The following is a 19184-nucleotide window of genomic DNA, read 5'->3' as shown; positions in this document are numbered from 1 at the left end:
GTTGCTCGCGCAGTTCCCCGCGCCCCTGAAAAGCAGGGGCTGCGCCCCTTGCTTTACGGCCCGCAGGGGCCGTGTCTTTCAGGGGCGCGGGGAACTGCGCGACCAGCCCCCACTCACCCGCAGACAAACCATGTACCCACGCACCCCCTCGCCCACCCCGACGACTGCCACCTCCTCTGCTCCGACGGCCTCTCCTCGGTGGTCCCGGAAGCCGCCATCCAGCGCGTCCTCACCACGACCCCGGACCAGGAAACCGCCGTACGCGCCCTCATCACCGAAGCGATCGAGGCGGGCGGCCCCGACAACGTGAGCTGCGTGGTGGCGGACGTGATCAAGAAGTAGCCCTACCGGCCCTCCCCCTCCTCCCCCGGGTCCCAGTCCAGCAGGCGGACCTTCGCGACCGTGCGGACATGGCGGCGCATCGCGGTGGCCGCCTGCCTGGGCTGTCCGGCGGCGATGGCGTCGAGGATCGCCTGATGCTGGGCGAGGGAGCGCGTGGGGCGGCCGGGCTGACGCAGTGACTCGGTGCGGCTCTCGGCGATCTGCTCGGCGATGGACCGCATGAACTCGGCGAGCAGCGCGCTGTGCGCGGCGGCCGTCACCGCCGCGTGGAAGAGCCGGTCCCCCTCCACACCATGCCCGTCCCGCTCGATCTCCTCAGCCATGTACGCGAGAGCGCCCCGCAGCGCGGCGAGATCCTCCTCCGTACGCCGCTCGGCGGCCAGTTCGGCGAGCTTGGTCTCCAACGCCTCCCGCGCGTCCAGCACATCGGGCAACCGACGGCGCCTCTCGACCATCGCCTCCACCGACTCGACGTCGAGGCTGTCCCGGACGAGATACGTCCCCCCACCGTGCCGGGCCTCCACCAGCCCCTGCACCTCCAGCACCACGATCGCCTGTTTGACCGAGGCCCGGCTGACCCCCAGCCGCTGGGCCAGATCCCGCTCGGGCGGCAACCGGTCCCCGGCCTTCAGCCCACCCTCGGCGACGTACTGCCGCAACCGGTCGAGCACCTGCTCGTACAGGCGCTGCTTGCTCATGGGGCGCAGGGCGTCGGACACGGGCTCCCCCTACTCAGCGGCCAAGTGGCTGAGCCAATTTACCGCACGCCCCCTTGACGCCGCCTCCGTGCACCCCCACGCTGACGGCCCATAAGGCAACAAGTGGCTCAGCCACTCAACCACTCCCACTCTCCCTCCCACCCCCTCTCTCCCCCGGCACCCAAGACGGGAGCCCGTATGTCCCCCGAGCTCATCTCGATCCTCGTCCTGGCCGTGGTGTTCGTCATCGCGACCACCCGCTCCGTCAACATGGGCGCCCTCGCCTTCGCCGCCGCCTTCGCGGTGGGCGAACTCGTCGCCGACCTCGACGCGGACGGCATCTTCGCCGGCTTCCCGGGCGACCTGTTCGTCGTGCTGGTGGGCGTCACCTATCTCTTCGCGATCGCCCGCGCCAACGGCACGACCGACTGGCTGGTCCACGCCTCGATCCGCCTGGTACGGGGCAGAGTCGCCCTGATCCCCTGGGTGATGTTCGCCCTCACCGGCACCCTCACGGCGATCGGCGCCGTCAGCCCCGCCGCCGTGGCGATCGTCGCCCCCATAGCCCTGAGCTTCGCCGCGCAGTACAACATCAGCCCCCTGCTGATGGGCGCGATGGTCGTCCACGGCGCGCAGGGCGGCGGCTTCTCCCCCATCAGCATCTACGGCACGATCGTCAACGGAATAGTGGAGCGCGAAAACCTCCCGAGCAACGAGTTGGCCCTGTTCCTGACATCGCTGATAGCCAACCTGATCATCGCGGGCGTGGTCTTCGTACTGTTCGGAGGCCTGAACATAGCTGCGGGCAATCGTGCCGCTGGGGCGGCACCCATCCCAAAGAGAGCGGCACCTCGTACCGCCGAGCAGCGGAACCTCCCCCCGGTCACCCCCACCACCGGCACCGCGCTAACCCCGGCCCGCACAGCCACCCTCACAGCCCTCGCCGCCCTGGTAATCGCAGTACTCGCCTTCGACCTGGACGCAGGCCTGACCGCCATCACCCTCGCGGTAATACTCAGCACCCTCTGGCCGGACGACAGCCGCAAGGCAGTCACCCAGATCGCCTGGTCCACCGTCCTCCTCATCTGCGGCGTCCTCACCTACGTAGGCGTCCTGGACGAAATGGGCACGATCACCTGGGCAGGTGAGGGCGTCAGCGACATCGGCGTCCCCCTCCTCGCCGCCGTACTCCTCTGCTACATCGGCGCTATCGTCTCGGCGTTCGCGTCCTCGGTCGGCATCATGGGCGCCCTGATCCCGCTGGCCGTACCGTTCCTGGCCCAGGGCGAGATCGGCGCGGTGGGCATGATCGCGGCACTGGCGGTCTCGGCGACCGTCGTGGACGTGAGCCCCTTCTCGACGAACGGCGCACTGGTCCTGGCCGCCGCACCGGACGTGGACCGCGAGCGCTTCTTCCGCCAGCTGATGATCTACGGGGGCATCGTGGTAGCGGTGGTACCGGCGCTGGTGTGGCTGGTCCTGGTGGTCCCGGGCTTCGGATAGCCCCAAGCTGAAGCACAGCCAGCCGGCGACAGCACTGGCAGCAGACCGACAGCAGTCGACGATCAAGGAGCAAGAAGCGTGACCTCCCTCTTCCCGGCCCTACAGGACGACGGCGGAACGAACGTCGCCCTCCGCTTCGGCCCCCGTTCCCTGACCTACGCGGAACTGGCCACCGCGACCGCCACCCTGGCGTCCCGTCTCGCGGGCCACACCCGGGTGGCCGTCTGGGCGACCCCGGAGCTGGAGACGGCGGTAGCGGTCGTAGCGGTCCTACAGGCGGGCGTCGCCGCCGTCCCCCTCAACCCGAAGTCCGGCGAGAAGGAACTGGCCCACATCCTCACCGACAGCGCCCCCACCCTCCTCCTGGCCGCCCCCGCCGCAGAACTTCCCACCACCGCAACCGACTTGCCCCGCCTCGACGTACCCGTGACCGACCCGGACGCGCCGCCCGCAGCCCCGCCCCCCGCCCCCACGCCCACTCCCACCCTCTCCGACGAATCCGCCGCCCTGGTCGTCTACACCTCCGGCACCACCGGCCCCCCGAAGGGCGCGGTGATCCCCCGCCGAGCCATCGCGACCACCCTGGACGCGCTGGCCGACGCCTGGCAGTGGACGGCAGACGACGTACTGGTCCACGGCCTGCCCCTGTTCCACGTCCACGGCCTGGTCCTCGGCATCCTGGGCCCGCTGCGGCGCGGCGGCGCGGTCCGTCACCTCGGCAGGTTCGACACGGACGGGGTCACCCGCGAACTCTCCTCCGGCGCGACGATGCTGTTCGGCGTCCCCACGATGTACCACCGCATCGCGGAGGCCCTCCCCACCGACCCCGCGCTGGCGAAGGCACTCTCAGGCGCCCGCCTGCTCGTCTCCGGCTCGGCGGCGCTTCCCGTGCACGACCACGAACGCATCGCCACCGCCACCGGCCGCCGCGTCATCGAGCGCTACGGCATGACGGAGACCCTCATGAACACCAGCGTCCGCGCCGACGGCGAACCCCGCCCCGGAACCGTCGGAGTCCCGCTCCCCGGCGTGGAGTTGAGGCTGGTGGAGGACGACGGCACACCCCTCACGGAGACGGAGTACGACGGGGAGTCGGTCGGCGAGATCCAGGTGCGCGGCCCGAACCTGTTCACCGAGTACCTGAACCGCCCCGACGCCACGGCCGGCGCGTTCACGGCGGACGGCTGGTTCCGCACCGGCGACATGGCGGTCCGCGACCCCGACGGCTATGTCCGGATCGTGGGCCGCAAGGCCACCGACCTGATCAAGAGCGGCGGCTACAAGATCGGCGCCGGCGAGATCGAGAACGCCCTCCTCGAACACCCCGGCGTACGGGAGGCCGCCGTCACCGGCGAACCCGACCCCGACCTCGGCGAACGCGTCGTCGCCTGGATCGTCCCCACGGACCCTCAATCCCCGCCCCCCGCCGACGAGTTGGCGGCGCACGTCGCCACCCGCCTGGCCCCCCACAAGCGCCCCCGGACCGTCCACCATCTCACCGCCCTCCCCCGCAACGACATGGGCAAGATCATGAAGCGCTCCCTGAAGCCGGCCGAGGACGCATGACGCACACGCCCGATCCCCGCTTCTCGGTCCGCGACCGCCTCTCGGCCCGCGAGGCCATCGCCCTCGTCACGGACGACTTCACCGAACTCCCGTACCCCAGCCACATCCCCACCCCCGACGGCCCCCTGGCCTGGCAGGGCTACGACGCCTCCCGCGCCCGGGCCGCCGAGCGCACCGGCGAGGAGGAGTCGGTGGTGTGCGGCACCGCGCGCATCGGGGGAACCCCGGCCGTCGTGATCGCGTTCGAGTTCGGTTTCCTCGGCGGCTCGCTCGGCGAACGCACCGGCGACCGCCTGGAGGCGGCGTACACCCGTGCCCGGGAACACCGTCTCCCCGTCCTCTCCCTGATCGCGACCGGCGGCAGCCGTATGCAGGAGGGCATGCGCGCCCTGACCCAACTCCAGCGCGTGGCCCGCCAGTCGGCCCTGACCCGGGAGGCGGGGCTCCCCCAGATCGCCGTCCTCCGCGACCCCACCACCGGCGGCGGCTGGGCCACCCTGGGCGCCGGCGCCGACATCACCCTCGCCCTCCCCACGGCCCAGGTGGGCTTCGCGGGCTCCCGGGTCCGCCCCCCGGACGCGGACCCGGCGGCGTACACCGCCGAATCCCAACTGGCGGCGGGCTCGGTGGACGCGATCGTCCCCCCACCGGCCCTACGAGCGACCCTCGCCCGCTGGCTGAAACTCCTCACCACCCCCTACCCGGAAGCGGCGCCCCCGCCCTCCACCCCCGTCGCCGGGGCCACCCACTCCACCCTCCCCGCCACGGGCTGGGAGGCCGTCTCCCGGGCCCGTTCCCCCCAACGCCCCCGGGCGGACGCCTACTTGGACGCGTACTTCACCCATCGCGCCACCATCAGCGGCGACCGGGTGGGCGGCGGCACGGACCCCGGTATGACCTGCGGTTTCGGTGAGCGGGACGGCCGGACGATCGCCTACGCCGCCCAGCGCGGCACCCCTACCCGCCCGGCGGGCTACCGTACGGCCACCCGTCTGATCCGGCTGGCCGACCGTCTGGGCATCCCGGTCCTCACCCTGGTGGACACCCCGGGCGCGGCGAACGACGCGGAGGCCGAACACCAGGCGGTGGGCGCGGCCATCGCCGACCTCTTCACCACGGTCGCCACCGCCCGTACCCCCCTCACCACCCTCCTCATCGGCGAGGGCGGCTCGGGCGGCGCCCTGGCCCTGGCGTCCCCCGAGAACACCTGGGCCACCCCGGACAGCTACTTCTCGGTGATCGCCCCGGAGCTGGCGGCCGCCATCCTCAAGCGCCCGGGCAGCGAGATCCAGGCCACCGCCGACCAGCTCCGCCCACGCCCCCAGGACCTGCTGGAGCTGGGAGTGGTACGGGGCATCACCCGTCCTTCCACCGACGCGTGACCCCTCGTCACAGACCCCCGTCCCAGAACCACAGCCGGCAGAACCACCCGTCCGGCCGCACCCCACCCGGCGCATCCCAACAGGCGGCCCACGCGTACCGCGCGCACGATGCGAAGGAAACACGAATCCGCAACCCGGCGGTTCGTGCGGCCGTGTGCTCGGGAGGATGCGTCGCGATGACCACCACCATGTCCGCCAGTCTGGAGCAGTTGCGCCGTTGTCACTTCGCCGTCGATCTGGGGGCGGCGCGGACACGGGTCTTCGTGAAGGGCGCGGGGCTGGTGGTGGATCAGCCGAGCGTGGCGGCCGTCAACACCCGGACGGGGGCGCTGATCGCCGTCGGGGAGTTCGCGGAGAAGATGACCGGGCGGACGCCCGACTACATCCGCGTCGTCCGGCCCGTCTGCGGCGGCACGGTCGTCGACATCGAGATGGCCCAGCGGATGCTGCGCCACCTGCTCGGCGACAAGGTCCGCCGCACCCTGCGCCGCAAGCCCGTGCTGCGGGCCGCCGTCTGCACCCCGCACGACGCCGACCCCCTCGCCCAGCGCGCCACCATCGAGACCCTGGTCGGCCTCGGCGCCCGCCGCGTCGAACTCGTCGACACCCTGATCGCCGCGGCCGTCGGCTGCGGTCTGCCCGTGGAGCAGCCCGAAGCCACGATGATCATGATGTGCGGGGCGGCGGCCACCCAGCTCGCCGTGCTCTCCCTCGGCTCGGTCGTCAACGCCGTCCGTGTCCCCGTCGGCGGCGAGGCCATCGACCACGCGATCGTGCAGCACCTACGCCTCCGCCATGAACTGACCCTGCCCAGCCAGTCCGTACGCCCTCTCACGCTCGCCCTCTCCGGCAACGGACTCACCCCGCACGGCCCGGCCGCGACGGAGATCCACGGCCTGGACGTGGCGACCGGTCTGGCCCGCTCGGTCCTGGTCGACACCGCCGCCGTACGCGACGCCATCCAGACCCCGCTCACCGCCGTCGTCGACGGCATCGGCAAGGTGCTGCGCGACTGCCCGCCCGATCTGGTGGCCGACCTCGCCGACCGGGGCATCATGATGGTCGGCGGCAGCGCCCTGCTCCCCGGCTTCGACCAGATGCTCCGGCACGCCACCAACATGCCCGTCCACATCGCCGAACGCCCCGACGTCTGCGCCGCCCTCGGCGTCGGCGCGATGCTGGAGGGCCGCGTCACCCCGATCAGCCTCGACCCGGTGACCGACTGACCGCTGACCCGGGGCCGGCATCCCGGGGCGCGAGGGGCGGGCCGGCCGTGCTCCGGTCGGCCCGCGCCTCGCTCCTGTGAGCCCCCGACGCCTCACCGAACAACCGTGCGTTCATTTCCGTACAACTCCGGTGACGCTAAGGTGATGTGGATGACCGCGGCCACGGAGGTGGAGCTCGGATGGCAGGGCCCGTGACCCGGATCGGTATCACCGGACACCGCAAAATCCCCGACGCCGCCCTCTCGACCGTACGCGCCGGGATCAGGGCCGAGTTACGGGGCATCGCCTCCGCCCGCGTCCTGAGCAGCCTCGCCGCCGGGGCCGACCAGTTGTTCGCCGAGATCGCCCTGGAGTACAGCATCCCGCTCGTCGCGGTGATCCCCGGCATGGACTACGAGGCCCACCTCGGCGACGACCGCGTCAAGGCCGCCTACCGCAGACTCCTCAAATGCAGCGCCGAGCGCGTGGAACTCCCCTACGAACACACCCACGACGAGGCCTACTACGCCGCCGGCCGCTACATAGTCGACAACACCGACCGCCTCCTGGCCGTCTGGGACGGCGCCCCGGCCCGAGGCCTGGGCGGCACAGGAGACATAGTCGACTACGCCAGACACACAGGCGTCCCGGTAACAGTCCTCTGGAGCCCAGGAGTACGCCGAACATGAGCCAGCGCGCAAGCTGCGAGCGGCTGTTGCCGTAGCTGCAGGCGGCCGTGGCAGTCGCTGTTGCTGGGGGCGGCCGTGGCAGTCGCTGTTGCGGTTGCCGCTGCTGCGGGCAACCGCGCCACGGGGCGCCTACCCACCCCGCTTGCTGCATCTGCGGGCAGTCGTGCCGCTGGGGCGGCACGGGTGGGCGAGACGGCACCCTGCTCGCGCCGGTAAGCGAAACCCCGCCCCACCCCAGCCTCCACCCACGTGACACCCACTCACGACCCGAACCGAACCAGCCAGTCCGTATGCTGCGGCGACACCAACCTCTCCGCCTCCGCCACCGCATCCGCCCACCCCTCCTCCGTCACAGTCGTACTCATCGCGACCCGATGAGTCTCCAAATCCTGCTCGACCAGTTTGTGCGCATACGTCAACGGCCGATGCCGCCGCACCTCCTGCCAAGCAACCCCGGCGGCGGCAGCCGCACTCAGCACCCCGGTCGGGTCCCACGTGCTCCCGATCGCCCCCACCGCCCGCAACACAGCGGTGACCAGGGCCAACGAGGTCAGCAACGTCGTCACCCCCGACCACCGCACGGACGCCTGATGCGCCTGCCCGGCCTTGTTCCCGTACCAGGCCAACTGCTCCACCACCCGATCACGGATATAGATGTCCCGGCGAGCGGCGAACCGTTTGGCCCGCACCACCCGCATCCGCTCGGTGATCTGCCCGAGCCCCAGCTCGGCCGGGCTCTCCCGAGGGTCCTCCCACCCCACCTTCCGCAATTCGCTCAGCCGTTCCTCCAACCGCTCCGCGAACAACGCGTCGGGATGGGCGAGTCGGGAGTGGAACGGCCCCCCGTGCACCATGTACTGCCAGGCCAGCGACTTGATGACCTCGGCGGCGGCCCGGTGCGCCTGCCAGTGCGCGCGGGCACGACGCCGCCCGGCGAAGAGCCCGATCCCGATCGTCGCGGCGTACAGCACGGCGGCGACGGCCGACGGAATACGGCTGCCCACCCGCTCGGCCAGCGAAGCGGTGCCGGTGGCGAGGAGCAGCACGAGCAGTTGGGCGCGGACGATACGGAAGGACTCACCCTGGTGGACCAGCGCCAGCCGATCGCACACACGGAACAACGGGGGTAGATCGCGGTCACTCACCGTGGTGCTCGGGCCGGGCATCGCAGCCATGCAGGACCTCGCGCAGGTGGAATGGAATGGACGGCCGAGTCATGCTCTCGTCAAACCTGAAATGGCACCACCCCACAGGCTTCGCCCCACCTCGCTTGCGACGGACGTTCCCGGACGCTCGACCGGTCGGACGTTCCCGGACACCTTGACCGGTCGGCCGAGTTCGACTCGACCGTCTGAGGGCCCCGGCCACCACGGCGTCAGCGACACCCCAACCTCCTTGTTGATCAAGGAAGTTGGGGCCTCGTCATATCTCGCGGCGACTCTCCCCGCGCGTACACTGCCGGAAGTGACCGACTCCCACGACCAGCGGTCGATCCTGATCTCCGAGGAAACGTTGGACCGCGTCGCCCATCGACTCGCGGAACATGCCTCGGCCAAAGGACTGGAATCCGTCGCCGTAATTCCGCACGGCGCGGAACCCCTCCCTTTCGGCCCGGCCCGACTACGGCACATCTGCGCGGAACTCACCGCCTCACGCGAGGTGGCCGGCCTCCACACCCCCAACAACAGCGCCGGCCGACAGCGGACGGCCCTACATGGCTGAGGGCACCGAGCCCCCCGCGGTCAGGGAGCCCTGGAACCATGACGGCCCTGCAGCCGCGCCCTACAGGGGCGCACGGCGAGACGCTTTCCGGCTCCGCCGCTTGGGCGCGACCAGCCCCCACCCACCCGCAGCGAACGAACCACCCCTCGCGGCACTCACATCGGCACTCACATCGACGCGCCCCGGCGGCATCCTGATGGCGCACGCCTCCCTGAGCGGCACCGGCCTCGCCCCCCAAACCGTGCGCGACGCCCTCCTGGCCGCCCTCGGCCCCGACGGCACCCTCATCGTCCCGGCCTTCACCCCGGAAAACTCCGACACCTCGCGCGAGTACGCCCGCGCGACCAAGGGCATGAGCGAGCAGGAAAAGACCGCGTTCCGCGCCTCGATGCCACCGTTCGACCCGGACACCTCCCCGTGCCCGACGATGGGCGCCCTCGCCGAGTGCGTACGGACCACCCCGGGCGCGGTCCGCAGCCTGCACCCGCAGACGTCGTTCGCCGGATTGGGCCCGAGGGCCGCCGAGTTGCTCGCCGACCACGACCCGTACTGCCACCTCGGCGAGCGCTCCCCACTGGCCGCGCTGTACGCCGCGGACGCCCAGATCCTGCTGCTGAGGGTGGGGTTCGAGGTGTGCACGGCATTCCATCTGGCCGAGTACCGGCTGCCGGGGCCACCGCCGGTCCGGACGTACCGCTGTGTGGTGAAGGCGCCGGGCAACTGGATCGAGTACAAGGATCTCGACCTGTACGACGGGGACTTCGGCGAGATCGGGGCCCGGCTTCCGCCTGCTCTTGTCACCGAGCGGGAAGTGGCGGGAAAGGCCGCGAAGCTCCTCGGGATGCGGGACGCCGTCGACGCGGCCCGCGAGGTGATGTCCGGATATCGCGGGTCAATGGCGTGATTCTCCGCCCGCGACCTCGGCCAGGCTGCCCGATACCCTGCCCCTCCCGCCGGACCGCACAACCGAACCGGGGGACGGCAGTTGTGGTCACAGCACGCGAAAACGGCACTCTCCACACGTCTTGACTTCACCACTCCTCCACGCCAGATTCGAGACTCCGCACCGCATCCGGGACACGGCCCCTGCCGCCACCGGGGAACAGCACGGCCTCCCACCCCTTGACCAGGCTGGAGCGACCGCATGCCCAAGAGCGCGGACCCTGTCAGACGCACGACCCCGCGTACGCCCAGCCGTACGCCCCAACTCACGACCGGCCCCACGACCGGACACACAACCGGACCCACGCCCAGCCGTACGACCGACCCGGCCGAACCCTCCCGCCGCAAGGTGCTCGGCACCGCCACGGGCGCGGGTGCCGTGATCGCGACCGGCGGACTCTCCGCGACGGCGACGGCAGCGGCGACGGCAACCGCCTCGGCGGCGGAGCCGGAATCGGCGGCCCCGCCCCTCCTCGGCACCTACGACGTCGTCGTCATCGGCTCCGGCGCGGCCGGTATGACCGCCGCGCTCACGGCCGCGCGGCAGGGGCTGTCCTGCGTGGTCGTGGAGAAGGCCCCGACCTTCGGGGGATCGGCGGCGCGCTCCGGGGCCGGGATCTGGCTGCCGAACAACAGCGTCATCAAGGCGGCCGGGGTGCCGGACACCCCGGCGAAGGCGGCGCGGTACCTCGCGGCGGTGGTCGGCCCCGACGTCCCCGCCGACCGCCAGAAGGCATTCCTGGACCACGGCCCCGCCATGCTGGACTTCGTCATGGCCAACAGCCCGCTGCGGTTCCGCTGGATGGAGGGCTACAGCGACTACTACCCCGAGCTGCCCGGCGGCCTCCCGAACGGCCGCTCCATCGAGCCGGACCAGCTCGACGGGAACGTCCTGGGCGCCGAGCTGGCCCACCTCAATCCCCCCTATATGGCCGTCCCCGCCGGCATGGTCGTCTTCAGCGCCGACTACAAGTGGCTCGCCCTGACCGCCGTGAGCGCCAAGGGTCTCGCCGTGGCCACGGAGTGCCTGGCACGCGGGACGACGGCCGCCCTGCTCGGCCAGAAGCCGCTGACCATGGGCCAGTCCCTGGCGGCGGGCCTGCGCGCCGGACTCCTCACCGCCGGCGTCCCCGTATGGCTCAACACCCCGCTGACGGAGCTGTACGTGGAGGGCGGGACGGTCACCGGTGCCCTCGTCACCCGTGACGGCGCCCCCGGTCTCGTACGGGCCCGACGCGGCGTGATCGTCGGCTCCGGCGGCTTCGAGCACAACGCCGCCATGCGCGCCCAGTACCAGGAGCAGCCCGTCGGCACGGAGTGGACGGTCGGCGCCAAGGAGAACACCGGCGACGGCATCCGGGCCGGTCAACAGGTGGGCGCGGCAACGGACTTGATGGACGACGCCTGGTGGGGCCCGGCGATCTCCACCCCGGGAGAGGCCTGGTTCTGTCTCGCCGAACGCACCCTCCCCGGCGGCCTGCTGGTCAACGCGGCGGGCGCGCGCTTCGTCAACGAGGCGGGACCGTACAGCGATGTGGTCCACACGATGTACGAGCAGGACACCGCGTCCACGTCCCATATCCCGGCCTGGCTGATCGTCGACCAGAACTACCGCAACCGGTATCTCTTCAAGGACATCGCGCCGACGTTCCCGTTCCCGGACGAGTGGTACGAGGCCGGGGCCGTCCACAAGGAGTGGACGATCGACGCCCTGGCGACCGCGATCGGCGTCCCGGCCGCCGCGCTCCGCTCCACCGTCGACCGCTTCAACTCCCTCGCGCGGGCGGGCGAGGACACCGATTTCGGCCGCGGCGACAGCGTGTACGACCACTACTACACGGACCCCGGCGTCCAGCCCAACTCCTGTCTGGCCCCGCTCTGGCTCCCGCCGTACTACGCCCTGCGCATCGTGCCCGGCGACCTCGGCACCAAGGGCGGCCTGGTCACCGACGCCCACGCCCGCGTCCTGCGCCCCGACGGCACGGTCGTCCCCGGCCTCTACGCGGCGGGCAACGCCAGCGCGGCGGTCATGGGCCGCAGCTACGCCGGCGCCGGCTCGACGATCGGCCCCGCGATGACCTTCGGCTATGTGGCGGCACTGCACATCGCGGGCAAGCTCTGAGGCAGTCGGGCCGACGACACCCCCTCTACACCAACCGCAGGTCGATCCAGGTAGCGGTGTCGCCGTCCAGCCGGTACCGCTCGATCTCCTCGAACCCGTGCTTCAGCGCGAACCGCAGCCCGTCCTCGTTCGACTCCAGTACGCAGGTCTCGACGACCCGCGCCCCGAGCTCCCGTGCCCGCCCCAGCGCCCGCCCGTAGAGCCGCTCGCCGAGCCCCCGCCTCCGGTGCTCGGCGAGCACCCGCACGATCACCGTGGCCGTGTCCGTGTCCCCCTCCGGCGGGCGGACCGTGGAGTTGCCGACGAGGACGCCGTCGACGTACGCGAGCTCCAGATGGTGGCGCCCCGCCCGCTCACGGACGTCTTCGACGCCGAGCCGATGCGCCGGAACGATCGTGTTGTGCACGAACCGCCAGAGCTCCAACTCCCCGTCCCCGGAGGCCTCGTCCACACGCCTGTAGTCAACATCGATCACGCCCCCAGAGTAAGCCCGCCCCCTCACCCGCCGATGCACACGTGTCGCGACACCCCTGCCCTCCGGGAACCTGGCGATCATGCCGCCTGACCCCCGTCGCACCACCGGGTCACAGGACAGGGCCCCGCGGGGTGCACACCCGGCGGGGCCCTTCCTCGATCTTCGGACCCACGAAAGCGCAGGTCACATCGTTTCTCCCCGCGTAGCGCGGAGTGGGGCGGGTGGGACTCGAACCCACGGCCGACGGATTATGAGTCCGCTGCTCTAACCGGCTGAGCTACCGCCCCGTACGGCGTGTCGCGCACATTTGTGCGCGCCGTCTGCCGCAGCATAGCCGCTCATACGATCTCCTGCTTCGGATGGTCGGCCTTCGCATGCGCTTCTTGACCTTGAGGACTTCGAAGCGCCTCCGGCGGTTCCCCCGGGACATGAAAAAGGACCCCGAAGGGTCCTCGTTCAGGCTGCTCCCCCGACTGGACTCGAACCAGTAACCTGCCGGTTAACAGCCGGCTGCTCTGCCAATTGAGCTACGGAGGACCGAGCTCCCCCGACTGGACTCGAACCAGTAACCTGCCGGTTAACAGCCGGCTGCTCTGCCAATTGAGCTACGGAGGAATGCCTCGTTGCATCGAACGTACCTACCTGGGCAGTCGCCAGGAGGCGTGCGCTCGCTGCGACACATACATTAGCGCAAGCCGGGGGGTGCTCCGCCAATCGGTATCCCCCACGCCCGAGGCCCGCCCGAGGCCTGCGGCGGGCGACGCCAGAGACCGACGCAGACGCAAGGAAGGGTGGCCGCCCATGCGCTATCGACTCACGTTCTTCGCCGGACTGGCCCTGGGTTACGTCCTGGGGACCCGGGCCGGGCGGGAGCGCTACGAACAGTTGAAGAAGTCCGCCCGGCAGGTCGCCCAGAACCCCGCCGTGCGCAACACCGCCGAGTCCGCCGCGCTGCAGGGCCGCGAGTTCGCCGGCCGGGCGTACCACGTGGTGAGCTCGAAGGTCGGGGACAAGGTGCCGGACTCGGTCGCCGAGCGGGTCCGTTCGCTGCGTGAGCGCAACGCGAACGGCCGCGCCGGGGATGAGTGGGGGACCAGCGATTCATAGGCCCCGGGCCATGGCCGCGGGGGACTCGCGCGGCCATTCCACCCCTTCCCGTACGGCAGAATTTCTGCCATGGGGATAGTCGCCGGGCTGGATAGTTCGCCCGATTTTACGCGCATTGTCGTCTGTGACTCGGACACAGGGGCCGTGCTCAGGCAGGGGTATGCCCCGCACCCGCTGGAGTCGGCGGACGGCGGGCGCCCCTCCGACGTCGACCCTCAGGCGTGGCTGCTGTCCCTGGGCGAGGCGGCCGGCGGCGGGCTGCTCGAAGGCGTACAGGCCATCGGCGTCTCCTCCCAGCAGAACGGGCTCGTCGCGCTGGACGCGCAGGGCAACACCGTGCGGCCGGCGATGGTCGGCGGCGACAAGCGGGCGCAGGTCGCGGCGGCCGACCTCATCGACGCGCTCGGCGGGCGGGGCGCCTGGGCACAGGCCGTGGGGTGTGTGCCCGGTGCCGCGCAGCCGGTGACCAAGCTGCGCTGGATGAGCCGTACGGAACCGGATGCCGCGATGCGGACGGCCGTGCTCATGCAGGCCCACGACTGGCTGGTCTGGCAGTTGCTGGGGCGGCCTGTGCGCCGTACGACCGACCGTGGTGGGGCCTCGGGGACCGGGTACTGGAATGCGGCGACCGGGGCGTACCGGACCGATCTCGTCGAGATGGCGCTCGGGCATCAGGTGATGCTGCCCGAGGTGCTGGGGCCCTCGGACGCCGCGGGTACGACGCCGGAGGGGCTCCTCATCTCCGCCGGCACCGGGGAGACCATGGCCGCCGCGTTCGGGCTGGGCATCGGGCTCGGGGACGCGGTGGTGTCGCTGGGGGCCTCCGGGTCCGTGATGGCCGTCCACAACGAGGCGCTCGTCGACTCCACCGGGATGATCACGTCGCTGGCCGATGCGACGGGGATGCATCTGCCGGTCGTCACCACCTTGAACGCGGTGCGGACACTGCGGGGGGCCGCCGAGTTGTTGGGCGTTGCCGATCTCGACGGGCTGTCCGAGCTGGCGCTGAAGTCGACTCCCGGGTCGCACGGGCTGGTGATGCTGCCGTATCTGGAGGGGGAGCGGACGCCCAATCTGCCGCATACCGCGGGGACGCTGGCGGGGCTTCGGCGGGAGTCGATGAGGCCGGAGCATCTCGCCCGCGCGGCCTTCGAGGGGATGTTGTGCGGGCTTGCCGACGCGCTGGATGTGCTGCGGGGGCGGGGAGTCGATGTGCGGCGGATCTTCTTGTTGGGGGCTGCCGCGGAGTTGGCCGCTGTTCAGGCTGCGGCGCCCGCGTTGTTCGGGGTGCAGGTCGTTGTGCCTCAGGCCGCGGATTACGCGGCCGTGGGGGCTGCGCGGCAGGCCGCCTGGGCTCTTGGGGTTACTCAGGGGACGCTTGATCCTCGGATGCCGCCTGCCTGGCCGGGGGCGGCGGGGCAGGTGTTGGAGCCGGGGGATGAGTTGGCTGTGGGGCAGGCGGTTCGGCAGCAGTATGTGGCTGTGCGGGAGCAGACCCATCCTGGGGCGTTTCGGGGGTAGGCGCGCCTTCTCGTCTGCGGGGCTGGGTTTGTTGGCGGGTGCGGGTCGTTTGTGGCTGGTCGCGCCCACGCGGCGGAGCCGCACATGTCACAGCCCCGCGCCCCTTGTTGTTCGGGGCTGCGCCCCTCACAACCCCCTCCCCAGCCCTCCTGGCTTAATTCAGTTGAGGTAACGCGGGTGGAGTGTTCGACGATGGGGGCGGTGCATCTCTCATCACTCGTCGTCGACACCTAGAGAGCTCGCGTGCTCATACGTCTTTTGCGAAGTCATCTTCATCCGTACAGGAAACCCATCGGCCTGCTGGTGCTGCTGCAGTTCGTGCAGACCTGCGCCACGTTGTACCTGCCCACGCTGAACGCGGACATCATCGACCAGGGGGTGGTCGAGGGGGACACGGGTTACATCCTGAGCTTCGGGGCGCTGATGATCGGTGTCTCGTTGGTTCAGGTCGTCTGCAATATCGGGGCCGTGTACTACGGCGCCCGCACCGCGAGTGCCGTCGGGCGGGACATCCGGGCGGCCGTGTTCGACCGGGTGCAGTCGTTCTCGGCGCGTGAGGTCGGTCACTTCGGGGCGCCGTCGCTGATCACGCGGACGACGAACGATGTGATGCAGGTCCAGATGCTGGTGCTGATGACGTTCACCCTGGTGGTGTCGGCGCCGATCATGTGTGTGGGCGGCATCGTGCTGGCGCTCGGGCTGGACGTTCCGTTGTCGGCGGTGCTGCTGGCCGTCGTACCGGTGCTCGGGATCTCGGTCAGTCTGATCGTGCGCCGGTTGCGCCCCCTGTTCCGCAGCATGCAGGAGCGGCTGGACACCGTGAACCGGGTGCTGCGTGAGCAGATCACCGGTAACCGGGTCATCCGGGCGTTCGTACGGGACGAGTACGAGAAGGACCGCTTCCGGAAGGCGAACACCGATCTCACCGAGGTGTCCCTGGGGACCGGGCGGATGCTGGCGCTGATGTTCCCGATCGTGATGACGGTGGTCAACTTCTCGTCGGTCGCGGTGGTGTGGTTCGGAGCGCATCGGATCGACAGCGGGGGCATGGAGATCGGGGCGCTGACCGCGTTCCTGGCCTATCTCATGCAGATCGTGATGGCCGTGATGATGGCCACCTTCATGTTCATGATGATTCCGCGCGCCGAAGTGTGCGCCGAGCGCATCCAGGAGGTGCTGGACACCGAGACGAGTGTCGAGCCGCCTCTCGCGCCGGTGCGGGAGTTGCGGCGGCATGGGTTCCTGGAGATCCGGGGGGCGGGCTTCCGCTATCCGGGGGCCGAGGAGCCGGTGCTGAAGTCGATCGAGGTGGTGGCGCGGCCGGGTGAGACGACCGCAGTGATCGGGTCCACGGGCAGCGGCAAGTCGACGCTGCTCGGGCTGGTGCCCCGGCTGTTCGACGTCACCGAGGGCGAGGTCCTGGTCGACGGGGTGGATGTGCGGACGCTTGATCCGCAGTTGTTGGCCAGGACCGTGAGTCTCGTGCCGCAGAAGCCGTATCTCTTTTCCGGGACCGTGGCTACCAATCTGCGGTACGGGAATCCCGACGCCGGCGACGAGGAGTTGTGGCACGCGCTGGAGGTGGCGCAGGCCAAGGAGTTCGTCGAGGGGCTGGAGGGCGGGCTGGACGCGCCGATCGCCCAGGGCGGGACCAATGTGTCGGGCGGGCAGCGGCAGCGGCTGTCGATCGCGCGGACGCTGGTGCAGCGGCCGGAGATCTATCTGTTCGACGACTCGTTCTCCGCGCTCGACTATGCGACCGATGCCGCGCTGAGGGCGGCGCTGGCGCGGGAGACCTCCGAGGCGACCGTCGTGATCGTGGCCCAGCGGGTGGCGACCATCCGGGACGCCGACCGGATCGTCGTCCTCGACGAGGGGCGGGTCGTCGGTACCGGACGTCATCACGAGCTGATGGCGGACAACGAGACGTACCGGGAGATCGTGCTCTCCCAGCTCACGGAAGCGGAGGCAGCCTGATGGCCGGGCCGTTGGCACGGATGGCGGGGGCGGGGGCTCCCGATCAGCACTCCATGGACTTCAAGGGGTCCGGGAAGCGGCTGCTGGGGCAGTTCCGGCCGGAGCGGTTCACCATGTACGCGATGCTCGCGTGCGGTGTCATCAGCGTTGGGCTGTCGGTGCTGGGGCCGTGGATTCTCGGCAGGGCGACCGACCTGGTGTTCGCCGGGGTCGTCGGGCGGGAGATGCCGGCCGGGCAGTCCAAGGCCGAGGTGCTCGAAGGGCTGCGGGAGCGTGGGGACGGCGGGATCGCCGACATGCTCTCCGGCACCGACTTCACCCCCGGCGAGGGCATCGATTTCGGGGCCGTAGGCCGCGTTCTTCTGGTTGCCCTCGGCATCTTCCTGATCGCCGGGCTGCTGATGGCGGCGGCCACCCGGCTGTCCAACCGCGCCATCAACCGGACCATGTACCGGCTGCGCGAGGACCTTCAGGCGAAGCTGTCGCGGCTGCCGCTGTCGTACTTCGACAAGCGGCAGCGGGGAGAGGTCCTCAGCCGGGCCACCAACGACATCGACAACATCGGGCAGACCCTCCAGCAGTCGATGGGGCAGCTCATCAACTCGCTGCTCACCATCATCGGTGTGCTGGTGATGATGTTCTGGGTGTCGCCGCTGCTGGCGCTGGTCGCGCTGGTGACCGTGCCGTTGTCCTTCGTCATCGCCACCCGCGTCGGCAAGCGGTCGCAGCCGCACTTCGTCGCGCAGTGGCGGACCACGGGCAAGCTCAACGCCCATATCGAGGAGATGTACACCGGGCACACCCTGGTGAAGGTGTTCGGGCGGCAGGAGGAGTCGGCGGAGCGGTTCGCCGAGGAGAACGAGCGGCTGTACGAGGCCGGGTTCAAGGCCCAGTTCAACAGCGGGATCATGCAGCCGCTGATGTTCTTCGTGTCGAACATCAACTATGTGCTGGTGGCCGTGGTCGGCGGGCTGCGGGTGGCGTCCGGGGCGCTGTCCATCGGTGATGTGCAGGCCTTCATCCAGTACTCCCGGCAGTTCTCGATGCCGCTGACGCAGGTGGCGTCGATGGCGAACCTGGTGCAGTCGGGGGTTGCCTCGGCCGAGCGGATCTTCGAGGTGCTGGACGCCGAGGAGCAGGAGGCCGACCCCGTGCCCGGCGTGCGGCCGGAGGAACTGCGCGGGCGGGTGGCGCTGGAGGGCGTGTCCTTCCGGTACGACCCCGAGAAGCCGCTGATCGAGGATCTGTCGCTGGTGGTGGAGCCCGGCCACACGGTCGCGATCGTCGGGCCGACGGGCGCCGGGAAGACCACGCTGGTGAACCTGCTGATGCGGTTCTACGACGTGTCGTCCGGGCGGATCACCCTCGACGGGGTCGACATCGGCCGGATGTCCCGCGACGAACTGCGGGCCGGGATAGGGATGGTGCTCCAGGACACCTGGCTGTTCGGGGGCACGATCGCCGAGAACATCGCGTACGGGGCGTCCCGGAAGGTCACCCGGGGCGAGATCGAGGAAGCCGCGCGGGCCGCGCACGCCGACCGGTTCATCCGTACGCTGCCCGACGGGTACGACACGGTGATCGACGACGAGGGGGCCGGGGTCAGCGCGGGCGAGAAGCAGCTCATCACCATCGCCCGGGCGTTCCTGTCCGACCCGGTGATCCTGGTGCTGGACGAGGCGACGAGTTCCGTCGACACCCGTACCGAGGTGCTGATCCAGAAGGCGATGGCCAAGCTGGCGCACGGGCGGACCTCGTTCGTGATCGCGCACCGGCTGTCGACCATCCGGGACGCGGACACCATCCTCGTCATGGAGAACGGGTCGATCGTCGAACAGGGCGCGCACGAGGAGCTGTTGGCGTCCGACGGGGCCTACGCCCGGCTCTACAAGGCCCAGTTCGCGCAGGCGGTGGCCGAGGTGGACTGAGGCCG

At 70.6% G+C, this 19184-nt stretch carries 16 protein-coding genes and 3 tRNA genes; 13 read left to right on the top strand and 6 right to left on the bottom strand.

Annotated elements, in window-relative coordinates; genetic code table 11:
• The first annotated feature begins 198 nt into the window (after positions 1 to 198).
• Positions 199 to 342, top strand: coding sequence for a hypothetical protein (locus tag ACWD4G_RS44540; protein WP_451304262.1), 144 nt, complete (start codon positions 199 to 201; stop codon positions 340 to 342).
• Positions 343 to 344: 2 nt separating this feature from the next.
• Here ACWD4G_RS44540 and ACWD4G_RS44535 read toward each other — a convergent pair whose 3' ends face one another.
• The gene (locus tag ACWD4G_RS44535) at positions 345 to 1061 is read right to left on the bottom strand and encodes a FadR/GntR family transcriptional regulator (protein ID WP_451304260.1); all 717 of its coding nucleotides are present in this window, start codon (positions 1059 to 1061) and stop codon (positions 345 to 347) included.
• A gap of 177 nt (positions 1062 to 1238) precedes the next feature.
• Here ACWD4G_RS44535 and ACWD4G_RS44530 point away from each other — a divergent pair, with 177 nt between their 5' ends.
• The 5 genes from ACWD4G_RS44530 (at position 1239) to ACWD4G_RS44510 (ending at position 7385) form a co-directional block, all read left to right on the top strand.
• Positions 1239 to 2543, top strand: a complete 1305-nt coding sequence (locus tag ACWD4G_RS44530) for an SLC13 family permease (RefSeq protein WP_451304258.1) — start codon at positions 1239 to 1241, stop codon at positions 2541 to 2543.
• A 78-nt stretch (positions 2544 to 2621) separates the two neighbouring features.
• Complete coding sequence (locus ACWD4G_RS44525; RefSeq protein ID WP_451304256.1) at positions 2622 to 4109, top strand: acyl-CoA synthetase; 1488 nt, start codon at positions 2622 to 2624, stop codon at positions 4107 to 4109.
• Complete coding sequence (locus tag ACWD4G_RS44520) at positions 4106 to 5491, top strand: carboxyl transferase domain-containing protein (protein ID WP_451304254.1); 1386 nt, start codon at positions 4106 to 4108, stop codon at positions 5489 to 5491. The genes ACWD4G_RS44525 and ACWD4G_RS44520 overlap by 4 nt, the downstream gene beginning before the upstream one ends.
• 188 nt (positions 5492 to 5679) lie before the next feature.
• Positions 5680 to 6717 (top strand): rod shape-determining protein, encoded by a 1038-nt coding sequence (locus ACWD4G_RS44515; protein WP_451304270.1) that lies wholly within the window; start codon positions 5680 to 5682, stop codon positions 6715 to 6717.
• A 179-nt stretch (positions 6718 to 6896) separates the two neighbouring features.
• Positions 6897 to 7385: a hypothetical protein gene (locus ACWD4G_RS44510; protein ID WP_451304252.1), complete on the top strand. Its 489-nt coding sequence runs from the start codon at positions 6897 to 6899 to the stop codon at positions 7383 to 7385.
• Positions 7386 to 7645: 260 nt separating this feature from the next.
• Here the strand turns inward: ACWD4G_RS44510 and ACWD4G_RS44505 are convergent, their stop codons facing one another.
• Positions 7646 to 8560, bottom strand: coding sequence for a DUF4231 domain-containing protein (locus ACWD4G_RS44505; protein ID WP_451304250.1), 915 nt, complete (start codon positions 8558 to 8560; stop codon positions 7646 to 7648).
• Between the two features lie 289 nt (positions 8561 to 8849).
• Between ACWD4G_RS44505 and ACWD4G_RS44500 the strand changes: the two genes are divergently transcribed.
• From ACWD4G_RS44500 to kstD, 3 genes are all read left to right on the top strand, one after another.
• Positions 8850 to 9107 carry a hypothetical protein gene (locus ACWD4G_RS44500; RefSeq protein WP_451304248.1) on the top strand — a complete coding sequence of 86 codons (258 nt, stop codon included), beginning with the start codon at positions 8850 to 8852 and terminating at the stop codon, positions 9105 to 9107.
• A 196-nt stretch (positions 9108 to 9303) separates the two neighbouring features.
• Positions 9304 to 10011, top strand: coding sequence for an AAC(3) family N-acetyltransferase (locus tag ACWD4G_RS44495; protein WP_451304246.1), 708 nt, complete (start codon positions 9304 to 9306; stop codon positions 10009 to 10011).
• Between the two features lie 387 nt (positions 10012 to 10398).
• The gene (gene kstD / locus ACWD4G_RS44490) at positions 10399 to 12171 is read left to right on the top strand and encodes a 3-oxosteroid 1-dehydrogenase (protein ID WP_451304268.1); all 1773 of its coding nucleotides are present in this window, start codon (positions 10399 to 10401) and stop codon (positions 12169 to 12171) included.
• Between the two features lie 25 nt (positions 12172 to 12196).
• Here kstD and ACWD4G_RS44485 read toward each other — a convergent pair whose 3' ends face one another.
• The 4 genes from ACWD4G_RS44485 to ACWD4G_RS44470 all read right to left on the bottom strand — a co-directional run bounded on the left by ACWD4G_RS44485 (position 12197) and on the right by ACWD4G_RS44470 (position 13261).
• Entirely contained in the window at positions 12197 to 12646 is a 450-nt protein-coding gene (locus tag ACWD4G_RS44485; protein WP_451304244.1) for an N-acetyltransferase family protein, read from the bottom strand.
• Between the two features lie 213 nt (positions 12647 to 12859).
• A tRNA-Ile gene (locus ACWD4G_RS44480) sits at positions 12860 to 12933 on the bottom strand.
• A 177-nt stretch (positions 12934 to 13110) separates the two neighbouring features.
• Positions 13111 to 13183: transfer RNA gene (locus tag ACWD4G_RS44475), tRNA-Asn, on the bottom strand.
• Between the two features lie 5 nt (positions 13184 to 13188).
• Positions 13189 to 13261 (bottom strand) — tRNA-Asn (locus ACWD4G_RS44470).
• Between the two features lie 186 nt (positions 13262 to 13447).
• Here ACWD4G_RS44470 and ACWD4G_RS44465 point away from each other — a divergent pair.
• The 4 genes from ACWD4G_RS44465 (at position 13448) to ACWD4G_RS44450 (ending at position 19179) form a co-directional block, all read left to right on the top strand.
• Positions 13448 to 13753, top strand: coding sequence for a YtxH domain-containing protein (locus ACWD4G_RS44465; RefSeq protein WP_451304242.1), 306 nt, complete (start codon positions 13448 to 13450; stop codon positions 13751 to 13753).
• A gap of 69 nt (positions 13754 to 13822) precedes the next feature.
• The gene (locus tag ACWD4G_RS44460) at positions 13823 to 15274 is read left to right on the top strand and encodes an FGGY family carbohydrate kinase (protein WP_451304240.1); all 1452 of its coding nucleotides are present in this window, start codon (positions 13823 to 13825) and stop codon (positions 15272 to 15274) included.
• A 243-nt stretch (positions 15275 to 15517) separates the two neighbouring features.
• Positions 15518 to 17251 carry an ABC transporter ATP-binding protein gene (locus ACWD4G_RS44455; RefSeq protein WP_451304238.1) on the top strand — a complete coding sequence of 578 codons (1734 nt, stop codon included), beginning with the start codon at positions 15518 to 15520 and terminating at the stop codon, positions 17249 to 17251.
• A complete protein-coding gene (locus ACWD4G_RS44450) occupies positions 17251 to 19179 on the top strand; it encodes an ABC transporter ATP-binding protein (protein ID WP_451304236.1) in 1929 nt (642 codons plus the stop codon). Before ACWD4G_RS44455 ends, ACWD4G_RS44450 begins: the two co-directional genes overlap by 1 nt.
• Positions 19180 to 19184: the final 5 nt, after the last annotated feature.

Source organism: Streptomyces sp. NPDC002643 (genome assembly GCF_053592555.1).
The sequence above is the reverse complement of the archived record's forward strand: the minus strand, read 5'-3'. Positions and strand labels throughout refer to the sequence as shown.

Excerpts from the sequence above, each read along its gene's own strand:
- ACWD4G_RS44520 (WP_451304254.1), top strand. The coding sequence starts at position 4,106 with ATGACGCACACGCCCGATCCCCGCTTCTCGGTCCGCGACCGCCTCTCG.
- ACWD4G_RS44515 (WP_451304270.1), top strand. The coding sequence starts at position 5,680 with ATGTCCGCCAGTCTGGAGCAGTTGCGCCGTTGTCACTTCGCCGTCGAT.
- ACWD4G_RS44510 (WP_451304252.1), top strand. The coding sequence starts at position 6,897 with ATGGCAGGGCCCGTGACCCGGATCGGTATCACCGGACACCGCAAAATC.
- ACWD4G_RS44450 (WP_451304236.1), top strand. The coding sequence starts at position 17,251 with ATGGCCGGGCCGTTGGCACGGATGGCGGGGGCGGGGGCTCCCGATCAG.
- ACWD4G_RS44495 (WP_451304246.1), top strand. The coding sequence starts at position 9,304 with ATGGCGCACGCCTCCCTGAGCGGCACCGGCCTCGCCCCCCAAACCGTG.
- ACWD4G_RS44505 (WP_451304250.1), bottom strand. The coding sequence starts at position 8,560 with ATGGCTGCGATGCCCGGCCCGAGCACCACGGTGAGTGACCGCGATCTA.
- ACWD4G_RS44530 (WP_451304258.1), top strand. The coding sequence starts at position 1,239 with ATGTCCCCCGAGCTCATCTCGATCCTCGTCCTGGCCGTGGTGTTCGTC.
- ACWD4G_RS44465 (WP_451304242.1), top strand. The coding sequence starts at position 13,448 with ATGCGCTATCGACTCACGTTCTTCGCCGGACTGGCCCTGGGTTACGTC.
- ACWD4G_RS44460 (WP_451304240.1), top strand. The coding sequence starts at position 13,823 with ATGGGGATAGTCGCCGGGCTGGATAGTTCGCCCGATTTTACGCGCATT.